Annotated in this window: 14 protein-coding genes; 7 read left to right on the plus strand and 7 right to left on the minus strand. The window is 67.5% G+C overall.

Annotation, left to right across the window (positions count from 1 at the left end; translation table 11 throughout):
• Nucleotides 1-112 precede the first annotated feature (112 nt).
• Nucleotides 113-787, plus strand: a complete 675-nt coding sequence (locus C1926_RS16180; protein WP_079221946.1) for a response regulator transcription factor — start codon at nt 113-115, stop codon at nt 785-787.
• Between the two features lie 4 nt (nt 788-791).
• On the opposite strand, the gene C1926_RS16185 is transcribed toward C1926_RS16180, so the two are convergent.
• The 4 genes from C1926_RS16185 to C1926_RS16200 are packed head-to-tail and all read right to left on the minus strand — an operon-like array spanning nt 792 to nt 7,725.
• The gene (locus C1926_RS16185) at nt 792-4,127 is read right to left on the minus strand and encodes a PAS-domain containing protein (protein ID WP_108759914.1); all 3,336 of its coding nucleotides are present in this window, start codon (nt 4,125-4,127) and stop codon (nt 792-794) included.
• A 51-nt stretch (nt 4,128-4,178) separates the two neighbouring features.
• Nucleotides 4,179-4,664, minus strand: a complete 486-nt coding sequence (locus C1926_RS16190; protein ID WP_108759915.1) for a MaoC family dehydratase — start codon at nt 4,662-4,664, stop codon at nt 4,179-4,181.
• Nucleotides 4,661-5,539 carry an alpha/beta hydrolase gene (locus C1926_RS16195; RefSeq protein ID WP_108759916.1) on the minus strand — a complete coding sequence of 293 codons (879 nt, stop codon included), beginning with the start codon at nt 5,537-5,539 and terminating at the stop codon, nt 4,661-4,663. Before C1926_RS16195 ends, C1926_RS16190 begins: the two co-directional genes overlap by 4 nt.
• Before the next feature lie 11 nt (nt 5,540-5,550).
• Complete coding sequence (locus C1926_RS16200; RefSeq protein ID WP_108760740.1) at nt 5,551-7,725, minus strand: TonB-dependent receptor; 2,175 nt, start codon at nt 7,723-7,725, stop codon at nt 5,551-5,553.
• Nucleotides 7,726-7,962: 237 nt separating this feature from the next.
• On the opposite strand from C1926_RS16200, the gene C1926_RS16205 reads away from it, so the two are divergent.
• A complete protein-coding gene (locus C1926_RS16205; RefSeq protein WP_108759917.1) occupies nt 7,963-8,967 on the plus strand; it encodes a PHB depolymerase family esterase in 1,005 nt (334 codons plus the stop codon).
• A 221-nt stretch (nt 8,968-9,188) separates the two neighbouring features.
• Nucleotides 9,189-9,479, plus strand: coding sequence for an excalibur calcium-binding domain-containing protein (locus tag C1926_RS21935; protein ID WP_301554045.1), 291 nt, complete (start codon nt 9,189-9,191; stop codon nt 9,477-9,479).
• Nucleotides 9,480-9,486: 7 nt separating this feature from the next.
• On the opposite strand, the gene C1926_RS16215 is transcribed toward C1926_RS21935, so the two are convergent.
• The 3 genes from C1926_RS16215 to C1926_RS16225 form a co-directional block, all read right to left on the minus strand.
• The gene (locus C1926_RS16215; RefSeq protein WP_108759919.1) at nt 9,487-10,254 is read right to left on the minus strand and encodes a tetratricopeptide repeat protein; all 768 of its coding nucleotides are present in this window, start codon (nt 10,252-10,254) and stop codon (nt 9,487-9,489) included.
• Between the two features lie 169 nt (nt 10,255-10,423).
• Entirely contained in the window at nt 10,424-11,074 is a 651-nt protein-coding gene (locus tag C1926_RS16220) for a response regulator transcription factor (protein WP_108759920.1), read from the minus strand.
• 1 nt (nt 11,075) lies between these two features.
• Nucleotides 11,076-14,105 (minus strand): sensor histidine kinase, encoded by a 3,030-nt coding sequence (locus C1926_RS16225; RefSeq protein WP_108759921.1) that lies wholly within the window; start codon nt 14,103-14,105, stop codon nt 11,076-11,078.
• 227 nt (nt 14,106-14,332) lie between these two features.
• Between C1926_RS16225 and C1926_RS16230 the strand changes: the two genes are divergently transcribed.
• The 4 genes from C1926_RS16230 to C1926_RS16245 all read left to right on the plus strand — a co-directional run.
• Nucleotides 14,333-14,674, plus strand: a complete 342-nt coding sequence (locus tag C1926_RS16230; RefSeq protein ID WP_108759922.1) for a hypothetical protein — start codon at nt 14,333-14,335, stop codon at nt 14,672-14,674.
• Between the two features lie 80 nt (nt 14,675-14,754).
• Nucleotides 14,755-15,126, plus strand: coding sequence for an AraC family transcriptional regulator (locus C1926_RS16235; protein ID WP_108759923.1), 372 nt, complete (start codon nt 14,755-14,757; stop codon nt 15,124-15,126).
• Nucleotides 15,127-15,145: 19 nt separating this feature from the next.
• Entirely contained in the window at nt 15,146-15,802 is a 657-nt protein-coding gene (locus C1926_RS16240; protein WP_108759924.1) for a hydrolase, read from the plus strand.
• A partial coding sequence (locus C1926_RS16245) for a DoxX family membrane protein (RefSeq protein WP_159095176.1) occupies nt 15,802-16,016 on the plus strand: 215 nt, incomplete at its 3' end. The genes C1926_RS16240 and C1926_RS16245, both read left to right, overlap by 1 nt.

Consider the following 16,016-nt stretch of genomic DNA (forward strand, 5'->3'; position numbering starts at 1 on the left):
GGCGCATCAGTCGCCGTTCTTCATGCAGCCACACTAGCAACCCGGCACGCACGCACCAGCGTACCTAGGTACCCGTGCCCAGCTGCGGATGTTTTGCTAATCTCGCTTGAACATGCCAACCCTGCTGATCGCCGACGACCATCCCTTGTTCCGCGCCGCACTGCATCGCGCGGCGGAAGAGGCCGTCGCCGATCTGCAGATCAGCGAGGCGGACTCGCTGGACAGCGTGCTGGAGACCCTCGAACGCCAGTCGATCGACCTGATGCTGCTGGACCTGCACATGCCGGGCAACCACGGCCTGGCCGGGCTGGCCACCATCCGCGCCCTGCAGCCGGGGCTGGCCATCATCATCGTCTCGGCCAACGAGGAACCGCAGGTGATCCGCCGTGCCATCGATCTGGGTGCGGCTGGTTACCTGCCCAAGAGTTCGGGCTTGAGCGAGCTGCAGCTGGCCCTGCAATCCGTGCTGGAAGGCGAGCGCTGGATCCCTGCGATCCTGCGCGAGCCGGTGGCGCGGGTCGCGCCCTTCAGCAAGGATGCGGACCTGGCCGCGCGCCTGGCCAGCCTGTCCGCGCACCAGTACAAGGTACTGGGACTGGTGGCGGAGGGGCTGCTCAACAAGCAGATTGCCGACCGGCTGGGCGTGCAGCTGCGCACGGTGAAGGCGCACATGACCCGCATCATGGAACGGCTGGGTGTGCGCAACCGCGCCCAGGCCATCCGTGTGCTTCACGAGATGGGCCTGAGCGACCCCTCACGGCAGATCGAAGGCGCGCAGGACGCCTGATTCCTCAGGCGGGCAGGGTACCCGGCGCTGCCAGCAGGTGGTTGATCGCCCAGCGCAGCGCCAATGGCTTGAACGGCTTGTTCAACAGCGAGAGCCCGGCGCCGCGCACGGCGTCGCGCGTCTCGCCACCGGTGTCGGCGCTGAGAATCACCGTCGGCCGTGGCCCATGGCGCGCCACCAGGCGCTGCCAGAGCGCTACGCCGGTGTCGCCGTCATCGAGGTGGTAGTCGAACAGCCACAGCGCAGCGTCCTCCGCAGATGTATCCACCGAACCGGCGTCGGCCACCGCAACCACGTCACAGCCCCAGGCCAGCAGCATCTGCCGCATCGCTTCCAGCGCGTCGGCATCGTTGTCGACCACCAGCACGCGCAGGCCCTTGATGGTGCTGCTGCCGCTGGCCGCCGGCATGGGGCGTGGCGCCACCGGCGGCGCTGCCCGCACCACGCTGATCGAGAACGCCGAGCCGCGCCCCGGCACGCTGCGCAACTGCAGCGGCGCATGCAGCAGGCCAGCAATGCGGTGGGCGATGGTCAGGCCCAGGCCGAGGCCTTGGCCGTTGCTGCGGTCGAGGCGGTGGAATTCTTCGAAGACCACGGCCTGCTGCTCGGGCGCGATGCCTGGGCCACTGTCGTGCACGCCAATCGACAGCCGGTCGCCCTGGCGGCGCACGCCCAGCAGCACGCCGCCACTGCGCGTGTAGCGGATGGCATTGGCCAGGAAATTCTGCAGCACCCGGCGCAGCAGCAGCGGATCGCTGTGCACCCAGGTTCGGGTGCCGACGTAACCGAAGTGCAGGCCGCGCGCCGCCGCCAGGACCGCAAACTCCTGCGCCAGCGGATCGAGCACGCTGGACAGCGCGAAGGGTCGCGGATCGGCCACCAGGCCGCCGGCCTCCAGTCGCGAAATATCCAGCAGCCCCGAGAGCAGGTCGTCGGTGGAATCCAGCGCGCCACGGATCTGCCGGAGGAAGCTGTCGAGGAACTCCGATTCGATGTGCTGCGACATCGCATCGGTCAGCAGCTGGGCCGCATGCAGCGGCTGGATCAGGTCGTGGCCGACGGCCGTCAGGAAGCGGGTCTTGGCCATGTTGGCCCGTTCGGCCTGGTGTACCGCCTGCTCCAGGCGCGCAGTGCGGTCCTGCACGCGCCGCTCCAGCGTTTCATTGCTGCGCTTCAGTGCATCTTCGGCGCGGCGGAACGCGGTGACGTCGGTGAAGGTGGCCACGTAGCCACCGCCGGGCATCGGGTTGCCGCGGATTTCGACGATGGTGTTGTCCGGGAAGATGCGTTCGGACAGATGCGGGGTGCCTCGGCGCATATGCACCACGCGGCGTTGCAGGGCCTTGTCCGGGCTGTCGCCGGGTACATGGCCGATGCGCAGCTGGCCCAGCGCCCACGCAGTGAGGTTGGCCACCGGCTGCCCCACCTGCAGCAGCTCGGGCGGGAACTTGAACAGCGCCGCGTAACGGCTGTTCCAGGCCACCAGCTGCAGCTGCGCATCGACCACGCTGATGCCCTGGCTCATGTTCTCCAGCGCCGCTTCCAGCAGGCGCTGGTTGAAGCGCAGCACCTGGGTGGCTTCGCCGACGGCGCGGGTAACCGCATCCAGTGGAGCCGCGCCGCCATCACGTGCGGCCTCCACCAGCAGCCGCGCCATGCCCGCACCGACCACGGCCGTCAGTTCGCGCTCGATGGCGGTGACCCGCTCGTCATCCAGCACCTGCCCGGCGTGGCCATCCATCAGCTGCCGTGCGCGCTCCGGGCCGAGGAATCGCACCGCGGTCTTGCGCAGGGAGACGGCGGCAACCGCATCGCGCTGGCGTGGCAGCGGCGGGCGCACCGCGCGTGCCACCAGCAGCACCGCCAGCAGGTTGGCCGCCAGGCTGGCACCCATGCTGATGGCGATATGCCCCGGCTGCAGCCGCATCGACAGCAATGCCAGCCAATGCACGCCGTCCGTGCCCGCGCCGTGCGGTACGGCCGGGACGATCATCGGCAGCAGCACCAGCCACAGCCACACCAGCGAACCCACCACGATGCCGGCAATGATCGCCGGCGAAGGCGTGCGTGGCCGGTACACCGCCAGCAGCACCGCCGGTGCCAGCTGCGAGAGCGCAGTGAAAGACATCAGGCCGAAGTCACTGAGCGCTTCCGTGTCGCTCATCGCGCGGCTGTACAGCCACGCCATCAGGAAAACGGCGAGGATGCCGGCGCGACGGAAGGCCAGCACGCGGGGGCGCAGGTCACCCGCGGACAGGCCACCATCGATGCCGCCCAGCAAGCGCGTGCCCACGCCATGGTTGCCCAGCATGATCGACAGGGTCAGGCCGGACAGGATCATCATGCCGGTGGCCGCGCTCAGGCTGCCCAGATAGGCCACCAGGGCCAGCAGGTGGTGGCCGCCAGCCAGCGGCAGGGCCAGCACGTACAGGTCCGGCGACACGGAAGCCGGCAGCTGCGAGGCACCGTACAGCGCCATCGGCACCGACGGCAGGCCGATCAGCAGCAGGTACACCGGGAACAGCCAGCGCGCTGTCTTCAGGTCCGATGGCTGGCGCAGCTCGACCACGCCCACATGGAACTGGTGGGGCAGGGTGAAGGCGGAAATCGCGCCCAGCGCCACCATGGTCAGGTAGTCAGGCACCACCGCCGGCGGCGGCAGCGTGGCCATCTTTTCCAGCAGCGGCGCACCGGCCTGCTGCACCGACAGCCCGGCATACAGGCCGATGGCCAGCAGGGCCACCAGTTTCAACACCGATTCCAGGCCCAGCGCCACCACGATGCCGCGATTGTGTTCGGTGGCCGATGCCTTGCGCGCACCGAACAGCAGGGTGAACGCCGCCATCGTCAGCGCGAACCAGAACGACATGTCCAGCTGCCAGCCGGCCGGGGTGAAGCGGTCGCCGAGCAGCGCGCCCAGCCCTTGGCTGACGGCCTTCAACTGCAGGGCGATGTAGGGAATGATGCCGAACAGGGCAACCACGGTAATGGTGATGCCCAGCCCCTGGTCGGCACGCAGGCGTGCCACCACCAGGTCGGCAATGGTGGCGCTGTTGTGCTGCTTGGCCAGGCGCCCCAGCCGGGCCAGGAAAGGCAGGCCGAAGGCGAAGATCAGTGCCATGCCCACCAGCGTCGGCGGAATCGGGAAGCCCCATTGCACGCCCTGCGAAGCCGCACCGTAATAGGTCCAGGCCGTGCAGTGCACCGCCAGCGACAGCGCGTAGATGGCCGGCCACACGCGCGCAAGCCGGTGCCCCTGGCGTTCGCCCCAGAGGGCCACGCCAAACAGCAGAACGGTCCACGCAATACAGGCGAACAGGACGATGGAAGGCGTCAACATCGCTCCAGTGTAGAGAGAACCGCCGCCAGCGTGCAGCGGGGCAGGGCCCGGTCAGCCGGCCAGCACCACCAGCGCGAGCTGCTCGGCCACCAGTGCCACCTCGCCATCGGGCAGGCGTTCAACGGTCTTGCGCTGGGTCAGCAGCCACTGCCCGGGCCCGCGCGGTTCCAGCGAGACGAGCTGCGATCGCACCCGCACCTGGCTGCCACTGGGCACGGGTGCCAGGAAGCGCACCTTGTTCAAGCCGTAATTCAGCACGTGGGCGATGCCTGCAAAGCCGGTCAGCGCGGCCACATCGTCGTCCACGGTCATCGACAGCAACAGGAAGCCGTGGGCGATGGTCTGCCCGCCCGGCAACTGCGCCTGTGCCCGCGCCGGATCGACATGGATCCAGTTGTGGTCGCCCGTGGCCTCGGCGAAGGCATCGATGCGTGCCTGCGAGATGCGCGTGGGCGCACCCAGCCGCTCGCCGGCCGCCCAGTGCTGGAGAGGGCGCAGGGCGGCGGGCAGCGCTTCAGCGGCGTCCGTCGCACTCACCGCACGGCCGCCAGCAGGCCGAGGATCGCGCCGCGCGCCTCCGGCTCGGACAGCATCGGCGCGTGGCCCACATCGGGCACTTCCACCAGGCGGGCGCTGGGTGAGGTCGCAGCCATCTGCCGCGCCACGTCGGCCGGCAGGATGTCCGACAGCGCACCACGCACCACCAGCACCGGTGCCCGTGCGGTCAGCTTGCGCACCGCACGCCACAGCACCGGGCGCAGCAGCCACAGCACCCACGGCCGCGTGGTGCGGATGATCGCCGGGTCGTAGTCCAGCTCCATCAGCCCATCGCTGCGGTGGCGGAAGGTGCGCAGCGCCATCGCCCGCCAGTCTTCCTGGGTGTAGCGCGGGAATGCGGCCTGGCCGATGCTGCCCATGTAGGCTGCCGCCTGCTGCAGGTCCATCGGCGGCACCGGCTTGCCCGCGTACTTGCCAATGCGCGCCAGCGCTTCGCGTGGTACCCGCGGACCGGCATCGTTGAGGACCGCGGCGGCCACCAGGTCCGGCGCGCGCGAGGCCACGGTAAGGGTGACCAGCACGCCCAGCGACGTGCCCACGAACACCGCCCTGGCGATGCTCTGCGAGCGCAGCAGCGCGACCATGTCATCGGCGTAGGTGCGGGCGTTGTAGCTGGTCGGGTCATGCGCGCGTTCCGAACCGGCACGCCCACGCAGGTCGACCGCGATCACCCGCCAGCCCTCATCGGTCAGCGTCTGGGCGAGCGCATCGAAATCGGCGGCATTGCGGGTCAGGCCCGGGATGCAGACCACCGTACCGCGGGGCGCGAGCCCCACGGCCGGTGCATGGTCGCGCGCGTGCAGGCGCAGGCCGTCATCACTGTTCCAGTACAGATCGTCGTAAGACTGCGTCATGCAGAAGCTTCCTAGAAATCGTAACGGGCGCTGAGACTATACTGGCGTGGCGCACCGTAGAACCCGATCAGCGTGCCTACCGCCGGGATGTTGTAGCCGGTGGTGCGGTATTCCTTGTCGGCCAGGTTGGTGCCCTGCAGCGAGAGCGTCCAGGTGTCATCCACGCGCCAGACCACGCCGGCATTCACCAGCCCGTAGCCGCCCTGGCGGATCACCGGGCTCAGGTCGGTGGTCGGCCACACTTCGCTCTGGTAGCTGTAGCTTACCCGTGCGGACAGGTTGCCGCCGTTGGCCAGGTCGGTGCGGTACTCCACGTTCAACGCACCCGAATATTCCGGCGCATTGGTGAACTTCATCTGTTTGGCCACGTTGACGCCGCGGTCCATGTACTCGTCGTACTTCGCATCCAGCCAGGCCAGGTTGCCCGAGATCAGCCAGTGCTGGGTGGGCAGGTACTGGTACTCGATCTCCAGGCCGTTCACCGTGCCCTTGCCGGCATTGGTGAAATCACCGAAGAAGGAATCGTCGATGCCGTCGCCGTTGGTGTCGATGCCGGTGAACACCGAGAGCTGGATGTCCTTGTACTTGTTGTGGAATGCCGACAGGTTTAGGAACAGGCGCTGGTCGAGGAAGGCCATCTTGCTGCCGATCTCGAAGCTGTCGACCGTCTCGTCATCGAACGGTTCGGCCGAGCGCGGCACCGCCACCGCATTGGCGCGGATGTTGTAGCCGCCCGATTTGAAGCCGCGCGTGGCCAACCCGTACACCATGATGTCCGGGGTGATCTGGTAATCCAGCGAGACCTTGGGCGAGACGTTGCTGAAGTTGGTCTTCTTGTCGAAGCCCGCAGTCACCGCCACCGGCCGGACAAAGCCGGGATCGGCGTACAGGCGGTTCAACACGATCGCGCGCTTGTCCTCGTCGGTGTAGCGGGCGCCGACGTCCAGCTTCAGCTTGTTGGTGAGGTCGAAGGTCCAATCCGCATACAGCGCAATGCTGTCGGTGAGTACCTTGCCCTGGTTGTCGGCGAACTGTGCACTGAAGTAGTTGTTCTGGATCTGGCCGCCGGCCTCGCCCTTGAACTGGTACAGGCCCACCACGCCGCGCACGCGGCCGCCGGCATCGTAGTTCAGCTGCAGCTCGTTGCTCACCTGGTTGTCGTCGTAGGTGCCACTGACGTCGGCCAGCTTCACCGGGGTGGTATCGAAATCGACGTTGCCCTGGCTGTCCGATTCACGCTTTGCAATCACGTACTTCAGCGCGACATCCTCGTTCGGTCGCCAGTTCACCGTGGCCGAAGCGCCTTTGCTCTCCACATTGTTGAGGTTGCGCATGCCCGAGCGGATGTCATAGCGGCTGTCCATCGGCGGGTAGCCGGGCAGGAACGGGTTCGGCGCGAGCATCTTCGAACCGCGCATGCCCGACGTATCGTCGGTGTAGTCCAGCGCGAACTGCACGTCGAAGTCATCACCGGCATAGGCGCCCAGGTTGAAGCGCGCCGCCTTGATCTGCTTGTCGCTTACCGGCTGGCCGTTGAAGGTGTTCTCGCCGAAGCCATCGTTGTTGAGGCTGGCCACCGCCACGCGGGCGCGCAGGCCGCTGTCGGCGCCACCGATCGGGCCGCCGATGGCGGCCTTGGCATCCAGCTGGCTGTAGTTGCCCACCGTGATCTGGGCAAAGCCCTCGGTTTCGGTAGGCAGGCCGCGCGAGATGTACTTGATGGCGCCACCGATGGTGTTCTTGCCGTACAGCGTGCCCTGCGGGCCGCGCAGCACTTCGATGCGGGAGACATCGAACACGTCCAGCAGCGCACCCTGCGGTCGCGCGATGTACACGTCATCCAGGTAGATGCCCACGCCCGGGTCGGAACCCCAGGTGGGATCGGACTGGCCGACGCCACGGATATACGCGGTGACCGTGCTGCTGGCGCCACGCGCCGCATAGATGGTCATGTTCGGCACCTGGGGGCCCAGCGCGCTGATGTCCTGCACGTTCAACTTGTCCAGCGCCTCGGAGGTGAACGCCGTGACGGCCACCGGCACTTCCTGCAGGGTTTCCTCACGCTTGCGTGCGGTCACCATGATGCTGTCCAGGTTGGTGGCCGAGGCGGCCTTGCCGGCCGTCGATGCGGGCTGCGGCGCGTCCTGTGCCAGAACCGGCCCGGAGGCCAGCAGCACGCCGATCATCAGGCTCAAGCAATTCCGTTTCATTCATTCCCCCCAGAGGGCATGTCCATTGCAGATGGCCCATTGCCACCCATGGCCCCAAGGCTAGCCGTGCCTTGGTGCCGGGCGCGAGTGGACCTAGGTCCAGTCGGCACGGCCGTGCAGATGCGGATACTGGCCCCATCCCCACACGACGGTGCCGTATGGCACCGCCTCCCGGTACCACTTCATCCACGACTCACGCATGAGGATCTGGGCATGAACTCTGGAATCGATTCGATCAGGACGCTGTTGCTGGGGGTGTGCACCTGGCTGGCGATGAGCGCCACGGCGTCCGCGGCAGACACCCCGGGGCATTGGGATTTCGGCCTGTACGGCAACGCGTATGGTGCCCGCGAGTACCAGGTCTGGGTACCCGCCAACTACCAGCCCAGCCAACCATTGCCCGTGCTGCTGGTGCTGCACGGCTGCGTGACCGGCCCGAACCTGATGGGCGAGGCGTCCGGCTTCAACGATGTGGCCGACACCGAGGGTTTCATCGTGGTGTACCCGCGGCAGAACGTCACCGCCAACCCCACGCGTTGCTGGAACTGGCAGCTGCCGGTGAACCAGGCGCGCGGCAGCGGTGAAGCCTCCATCCTGGCCGGCATCGTGGATGAAGTGAAAGCGGACTACGCGGTCGATCCTCACCGGGTCTACGTCACCGGCATTTCTGCCGGCGGGGCGATGACCTCGATCATGCTGGCGTGCTACTCGGATGTGTTCGCCGCCGGCGCCATCCATTCCGGGGGCATGTACAAGGGCGCCACCACGATTTCAGGCAGTGCGTATGCGCTGCTGGCCGGCAGCATCTATTCGCCGGACAGCAACGGCCGACTGGCGTGGCAGTGCTCGGGTTCGCCGAAGCCCCGGCCGCTGCCGGTGCTGGTGTTCCATGGCACGGCCGATTCCACGGTCAACCCGATCAATGGCCAGCAGGCCGTGCGCCAGTTCCTGCAGACCAACGACCTCGCCGACGATGGCATCGACAACGACTCGGTGAAGTACGTGCCGACCAGCACCTACCACGGGCAGGTGCCGGGCGGCCGCGCGTACACGGTGGACACCTACGCCTACAACGGCAGGATCCTGGCCCAGCATTACGTGGTGCAGGGCATGGGCCACGCCTGGAGCGGCAGCCAGTCCGGCCTGCCGTTCACCGACCCGCAGGGGCCGGACGCCACCCTGATCACCTGGCTGTTCCTCAAGGACAACCAGCGCTGACATTTGTTTGTAGAGTCGAGCCATGCTCGACTGAAGGCTGGGGGACCATCGCCAGTGCGGCGACCATAGGCTTCCGCACTGGCGCATGGTTTTGGTGGTGGTCCAGCCCATGCTAGCCTCCCCACCAGGACGCACACGCCTGACAGGGGGAGGGCATGGATTTCCGTACCCACGCACCTGGCGTGCTGATCGCACTCGCACTCGGCACTCTTGCGGCACCGATGACCTGCAGCGCCCACAGCGGCGGACTGGACAAGAACGGCTGCCACACCAATCGCAAGACTGGCGACTACCACTGCCATCGCGGCGCATCCATCGCGCCGCGCAGCATCGAACCACCCCGCAACAATCTGGCCCCCGGGCCTGCAGGCACAAACCGCCCATTCGCCAACTGTGCTGAAGCGCGCGCCGCAGGCGCAGCCCCTGTGCGCCGGGGCGAACCGGGCTACGGCCCACACCTGGACCGCGATAACGATGGGGTAGGGTGCGAGCCCTATCGGGGCCGCAGATAGCGCCCGCTCAGCGCGCCCGCTCCAGTTCCTTCATCCTCGCCTTGCTGCGGTCCAGCCACAGCGCGTTGTGGCTGCGGGCGTGGCGTGACCAGTGCCGGGCATCGTCCAGGATGCTGGCAAACAGGCTGTGGCTCCGCTCACGGTCCGCATCGTCAGGCTGGGTCAGCAGCCACTCCGCGTACACGCAGCGTGCTTCGGCATCGTTGCCGCACTCCACGGCGCGCTCGAAGGCGGCCTGGGCGCCAGGCGAACGGGCACCAGCCAGCGCCTGCGCATACAGCAGGGTCTGCTCGGGCTTGCGGCGCACGTCCGGATGGCGGGCAAACAGGCCTTCCAGCGTCTCCACCGCAAGCGCGGCCTGCCCGGATTCAAAACGCGCGCGGGCAAGGCCCGTCAGGATGTACGGGTCATCCCCCAACGGCGAACTGGCGGCCAGTTCAAGCAGTTCCCGGGCTTCCTCGGCCTGGCCCGCGCCCAGCAGCTGCATGCCCAGGCGCACGCGATTCTGCACAGTCGGCGTGCGGGAAAGTTCGGCCCGCGCATTGCGCAGGTCCTTGCCTGGGTCGATGAACTGCTTTGCCGAACTGACCACCTGGCGTGCGCCGCGCGAATGGCGGATTTCCGGCAGGTAGATCGCCAGGCCGTAGACCACGCTGCCCAGCAGCGGGAACGAGAACAGCAGCAGGAGCCAGTACAGGCTCTGGCCTGAGCGGATGGCGTGCACCGCGAAATAGATCGCGGCAATGAAGTGGAGTCCTATTCCAAGGTAGGGCATGGTGCGCCAGCAGTTCCGTCTGAGGGAGGGAACTATACGGGATCGCACCGTTCACCTTCGCGGGATGACATGGATCGGGGTTTCCCTACATTGCGGCAAGCGCTTTCCCTATGCTGCGGCACGTAGCGATCTGCCGACCGGATTGATTTGCAGGTGCTACCCAGGTGGGTCAGTGCGGATCGAGGCCGTCCTCGCCCAGGCTGAGGATCCCGCGCTGCAGTGACAACGTCACAGCATGCGTCCGATCGCGCGCGCCCAGCTTGCCCATCGAATTCTTCATGTGCGCCTTCACCGTCTGCTCGGAAATGCCCAGCTGGTCGCCAATGCGCTTGTTGGAACAGCCGGCGGCAACCAGCACCAGGATTTCGATCTCCCGGGGCGACAGCGCGTCGTGGGTGACATGTGCAGCGATGTTGGTGGCCACTTCGGCCGGCAACGGCACGCGCCGGCCGGAATGCACCAGGCGGATGGTCGACAGCAGGTCGTGGCGCAGCATGTCCTTCAGCAGGTAGGCGCTAGCACCGGCGTGCAGTGCCTTCACCGCCTTCGCATCGCCGCTGTAGGTGGTCAGCACGATGATGCGTGCTTCCGGCGCGGTGGCACGTATCCGTGCAATCGCCTCGATGCCATCCATGCGCGGCATCTGCAGGTCCATCAGCACCACGTCCGGGCGATGTTCGAAGTAGGCGCTGACGGCCTGCACGCCATCGCCGGCCTCGGCCACCAGCTCCATGTCGGGGCTGCTCTGCAGCAGGGCCAGCAGGCCTTCGCGCAGCAGGGGGTGATCGTCCACGACCAGGATGCGGATCCGAAGGTTCATGTCAGCTCCTCAGCCGTTTCAGCAGCCGCGACCACGGCGCGGCTGCCTGGGAATAGTTCAATCGGTGCGTGGAAATGGACAGCGCAACCTCGGTACCCAGCCCAGGACGCGACCAGATCTTCAGCTCCGCGCCCAGGCGCAAGGCACGTTCGCGCATGCCCTGCAGGCCCCAGTGGCCTTCCCGCACCCGGTCCGGCGCCATGCCCTGGCCATCGTCACGCACATGCAGGCGGAACGTCGTGCCGTAGGCAATCTCCACCTCGATGGCCGAGGCGCCCGAGTGCTCGATGGCGTTGCGGATGGCCTCGCGGCCGATCAGGTAGATCTCTTCCAGTGCCTCGGTACGGATCCGGGTCGGCTCACCCTCCACGGTCACGCGCAGCCGGCGGTCATCGGGCTGCGTGTCCTGGCGGAACACGTCCGACAGGGCAGCGGCAAGATCGGCGCGGTGGTCCGCTTCCTGGCGCAGCGCGGTGACGCGGTCGCGGCCCTCGCGCAGGCTGTCTTCGGCGGCCTGCATGGCCGATTCCAGGCGCTCCTGCGCACCGGGGGGCAGGGCAGGCATCACGCTGATCGCATGCAGCCGCAGCAACAGCCCCTGGCTGCCCTGCAGCAGGGTGTCATGCAGGTCGCGCGCGATGCGTTCGCGCTCGTGCAGGCGCTCCTCGTAGCGCGCCTTCACCAGCGCGGTGATGTTTTTCGCGCGCATGCGGGCGGCCGCTGCAATCAGCAGGATGATGGCAATGGCCACCAGGCTGCGGAACCAGAACGTCTGCGTCAGCAGCGGCTCGATGGTGAAGCTCGCCGTGGTCGGCGCAGTGCCCCAGACGCCATCCTCGCTGGCCGCGATGACCTCGAAGGTGTAGGTGCCGGGCCCAAGGTTGGTGTAGTACGCGGTGGTGGCACTGCCGGCATCGCGCCAGCCGGCATCGACGCGGGACAGGCGGTAGCGGTAGCGATTGCGTTCCGGCCGGGCGAGGGACTGGGCGATGAAATCGATCTGCAGCTGGGTGATGCCAGCCGGAATCGTCGCACCGTCCGCCAGCGGCTCCTGCTCATCGCCATAGTGGATGTTGCCGATGCTGGTGACCGGTGCGGATCGGCTGCGGTTGGGCTTCAGGGTGTCCAGCCACGCCAGGCCCTGGTTGGTGCCCAGCCACAGCAGGCCATCCGGCGAGAGCTGCGCGGTGGGCAGCGGCCCGCTCTGCAGTGCGACGCCCGGCATGCCATCGACATCATCGAACAAGCGCGGGGAGACCACGATGCCCTGGGTCGCGCTCTCAAGGGCGGTGGAAAGATCGAGCCGCACCAGGCCGCGGCCGCCGTTGAGCCAGAGCTGCCGTGAGCGATCGACCACGATGCCGGTGATGCCTTCCAGCACGCCAGCGATATCGGTCCTGACCTCGCCGAACGCCTTCGCGCCACGGCGAATGGCCAGGCCCTTCTCACCGGCAACCAGCAGCAGGTCGCCCGCCGCCAGGATCGAGGTGATCGGCCCGACGTCCAGCCCATCGGCCTTTCCCAGCGTGTGCAGCCGCTTGCCGTCGTAAAGCGCAACGGCACCATCGGCGAACCCGGCGATCAGGCCGCCCCGGCCATCCGCGGCCAGCGCGCTGCAGCTGTTGCGCTGCAGGTCCACCGGGCTGCGCCACGCACCATGGTCGTAATGGCTGAGGAAGGTTCCCTGCACGCAGGCCCAGGCTTCGTGGGCATTGGGAAAGTACAGCGCCTGCGGCTGCAGGCCTTCAGCCGAGCCGGGAAACTGGATGCGCTGCAGTTCGCGCCCGCGCCGCATGACCAGGTTGGTCCATTCAAACTGCCAGAACGGCGTGCTGTTGCTGAGGGCCACCGCCTGCAGGCCGGCACGCGGAAGGTCGAGCGTCTGACGCTGCAGGGCGTAGGGAACGGAATCCTCGCCATAGCCGAGCAGTTTGCCCGCGGTATTGCGCCCGAGCACGCGGTACGGATCGGTTGGCCCCTCGCTGAGCGTGCGTACGCTCTGCGCGCGGAAGCGGCTGAGGCCAAGATTGGTTCCGATCCAGATGTTGCCTTCGCGATCCTCGAACACGGGTACCGCCGCCGGGGAAGTCAGGCCCTGGGCGACGTTGAAGGTTTCCATCGACACCGCTGTCTTGCCGTCGAAGATCACCCGCGCAGCGCCACCGACACCATCGATGCCGCGCATCGGCGCCCACATGACACCATCGGCGGTGAAATGCAGGCGGCTGGCGATGATGCCGGGCAGGCGGCGCGCCTCGCGCTCGGCCTCGGGCAGCATGCCGTGCGCATCGGCGATCGGCATCGTGCCGCGACCGCGATCCGCCAGCCAGATTTCGCCCGAAGGGCTCTCGGCCAGCGTGGACATCTGTGCGACGCCGATGCCGGTCGCAATGAACGTCGCGCCGCCCTTGGGGATGTACCAGACCTGCTGGCCAACCAGTGCCCAGAAGGTGCCGCGCGAATCCTTCAGCAGCCAGTGGCCGCGCCGTTCGGGCACGCCCATCGAGGCCGGCAGCTTCTCCCAGCGCCCATTCCTGAAGCGCCGAAGGCCTTGCTCTACGGCCGCCCACAGCACGCCCTGGTCGTCATAGGCAAAGCTGGACACCACGCCGGGCGGCACGCCTTCGCTGCGCTGGTAGGTCTTCAGCGTGCGGCCCTCGGTGAAGTGCCCGATGCCTGCGTGGTAGTAGCCGATCCACATGCTGCCGGGGTGATCGGCAAACAACGTGATCATGTTCAGCGAGGGCGCGCCAGCGCCGGCCACGCTTTCCTGGCGCTCGAAGCGCTGGCCATCGAAGGTATAGAGGCCCGAACCCGTGGCCAACCACAGCCGGCCGGTTTCGTCCTGCTGGATATCCCAGATATCACCAGGTGCGCCCTGGCCCGCCCGCCATGCCGTGTGGTTGTAACCACTGAAACCGGCGTGCACCGGCGGGTTCTGCGTGGCCCAGGCAACCGGACACACCGCCAGCAACGCGCTCAGCAGGAGCCCGCGGAGCGAGCGGCGGGGAAAGGCGCGGCAGAGAATCATGCGGGAAATACGGCGGGATACTGCGGGGTAGGGGATGGCCCCGAGGGCGCGGACAGCGGCCAGCCAGCAGGGAGCGGGCCGAGCTTAGCACTCGTTCACGCCGCGCAGCCATAACGAAATGGCAGTAGTCGCCCGCGCTGCGCAGGTGCCCAACATACCCCGTTCGGGGCAGGTGGAAACCGATTACATCGGCTACTAATGCGCTTCATGGCTCAGGGGGAGCGATCTTGCAGCGGCTCTACGTAATGTTCCCTGACAGGGCGCCCGGCATCGGGCTGCTCTGGATGCGCCTGTGCCTGGCAGCATCGCTGTGCCTGTCGATCGGCGATGACCCCTGGCACACCGCGGCATCGCTTCTGGTCTCGGCCCTCGTCGCGGCCGGATGGCTGACGTTGTTCGCGGTGCTGCTGGCGACCGGCCTGATGCTCTGGACCGGACCACTGACCGCGCTGGTGCTGCTTCCACTGGGCTTGCTGCTGCTCGGGCCAGGTGCGTATTCGCTGGATGCGTGCTCCTTCGGCCGCCGCGTGATCGATCTGGTAGGCGCGGGTCGTAACCCGAAAGAGTAACCAACGCGGCCAACCAACAGGGCTACGCCGTTGGGCAGGGCACCGGCAAGCTGTGCTGCCCCCACGAATCCCTGCGGTCGATGGCCCACACCGTCCCCTCCGATGCCGCGCGGCCAGCGAAGGCACACAGCCAGGGCGCGGCACTGGATCGCGCCCTGCGCTACATCGCGTGCCACCTGGACACGCCACTGCGCATCGAGGACGTGGCGGCCGCCGCCTGCGTGAGCCGCTTCCACCTTTCGCGCCTGTTCCGCACCGGGCTGGGAACCACGCCATCCCGGTACGTCCGCCGCACGCGCATCCAGCAGGCCAGCCTGGCGCTGCACCGGCGCCGCCAGCCCATCGCCCAGATCGCAGCCCAGTTCGGCTTCTTCGACCAGAGCCATTTCGTGCGGTGTTTCCGCGAAGAAATGGGCTGCACCCCCACGCTCTATTCCGCACGAAGCACCTGAACCCCCAAAGGACATCCACATGACCACCGCTACCGCCACGCCTGCCAAGGGCCTGCTTTCCCCGACCGACCACGCCCTGGTGCTGATCGACTTCCAGTCGCAGATGGCGTTCGCCACCCACACCATCGATATCTCCGCGCTGCGCAACAACGTGTCGCTGATCAGCAAGGGCGCCAAGGGCTTCAACGTGCCGGTGGTGCTGACCACGGTTGCCGAGCAGTCGTTCTCCGGCCCGATGTTCCCGGAACTGCCGCAGATCTTCCCCGGCCAGGCCGTGTTCGACCGTACCTCGATGAACACCTGGGAAGACCTGTCGGTGATCGATGAGATCAACCGCATCGGCAAGCAGCGCCTGGTGCTGGCGGGCCTGTGGACCAGCGTGTGCATCGTCGGCCCGACCCTGTCGGCGCTGGAGCAGGGTTTCGAGGTCTACGTGATCACCGATGCCTGCGGCGATGTCAGCGACGAAGCGCACGAGCGTGCCATCACCCGCATGGTGCAGGCCGGCGCGCGCCCGATCACCAGCGTGCAGTACCTGCTGGAACTGCAGCGCGACTGGGCACGCGGCGAGACCTATGGCCTGACCACCGGCATCGCCCGCGACCACGCCGGCGGCTACGGCATCGGCATCCAGTACGCCAAGGCCATGTTCGGCGCGCAGGAAGGCGGCCACTGATGGAAAAGGCCGCGGAAGTGAACCTTCAACGTGATGCTGCCGTGCTCCTTCTGCGGCTCAGTGCGGGCGGCTTCCTGCTGCCGCACGGCCTGGGCAAGCTGTTCGGCTGGTTCGGCGGCCCGGGCCTGGGCGGCTTCGTGCAGGAGCTGGCCCAGTTCGGCCTGCCGGCCACGCCGGCCGTCGCCCTGGTGCTGGCCGTGGTGCAGAGCCTGTT

It is taken from the genome of Stenotrophomonas sp. ZAC14A_NAIMI4_1 (genome assembly GCF_003086915.1).
Taxonomy (GTDB): domain Bacteria; phylum Pseudomonadota; class Gammaproteobacteria; order Xanthomonadales; family Xanthomonadaceae; genus Stenotrophomonas.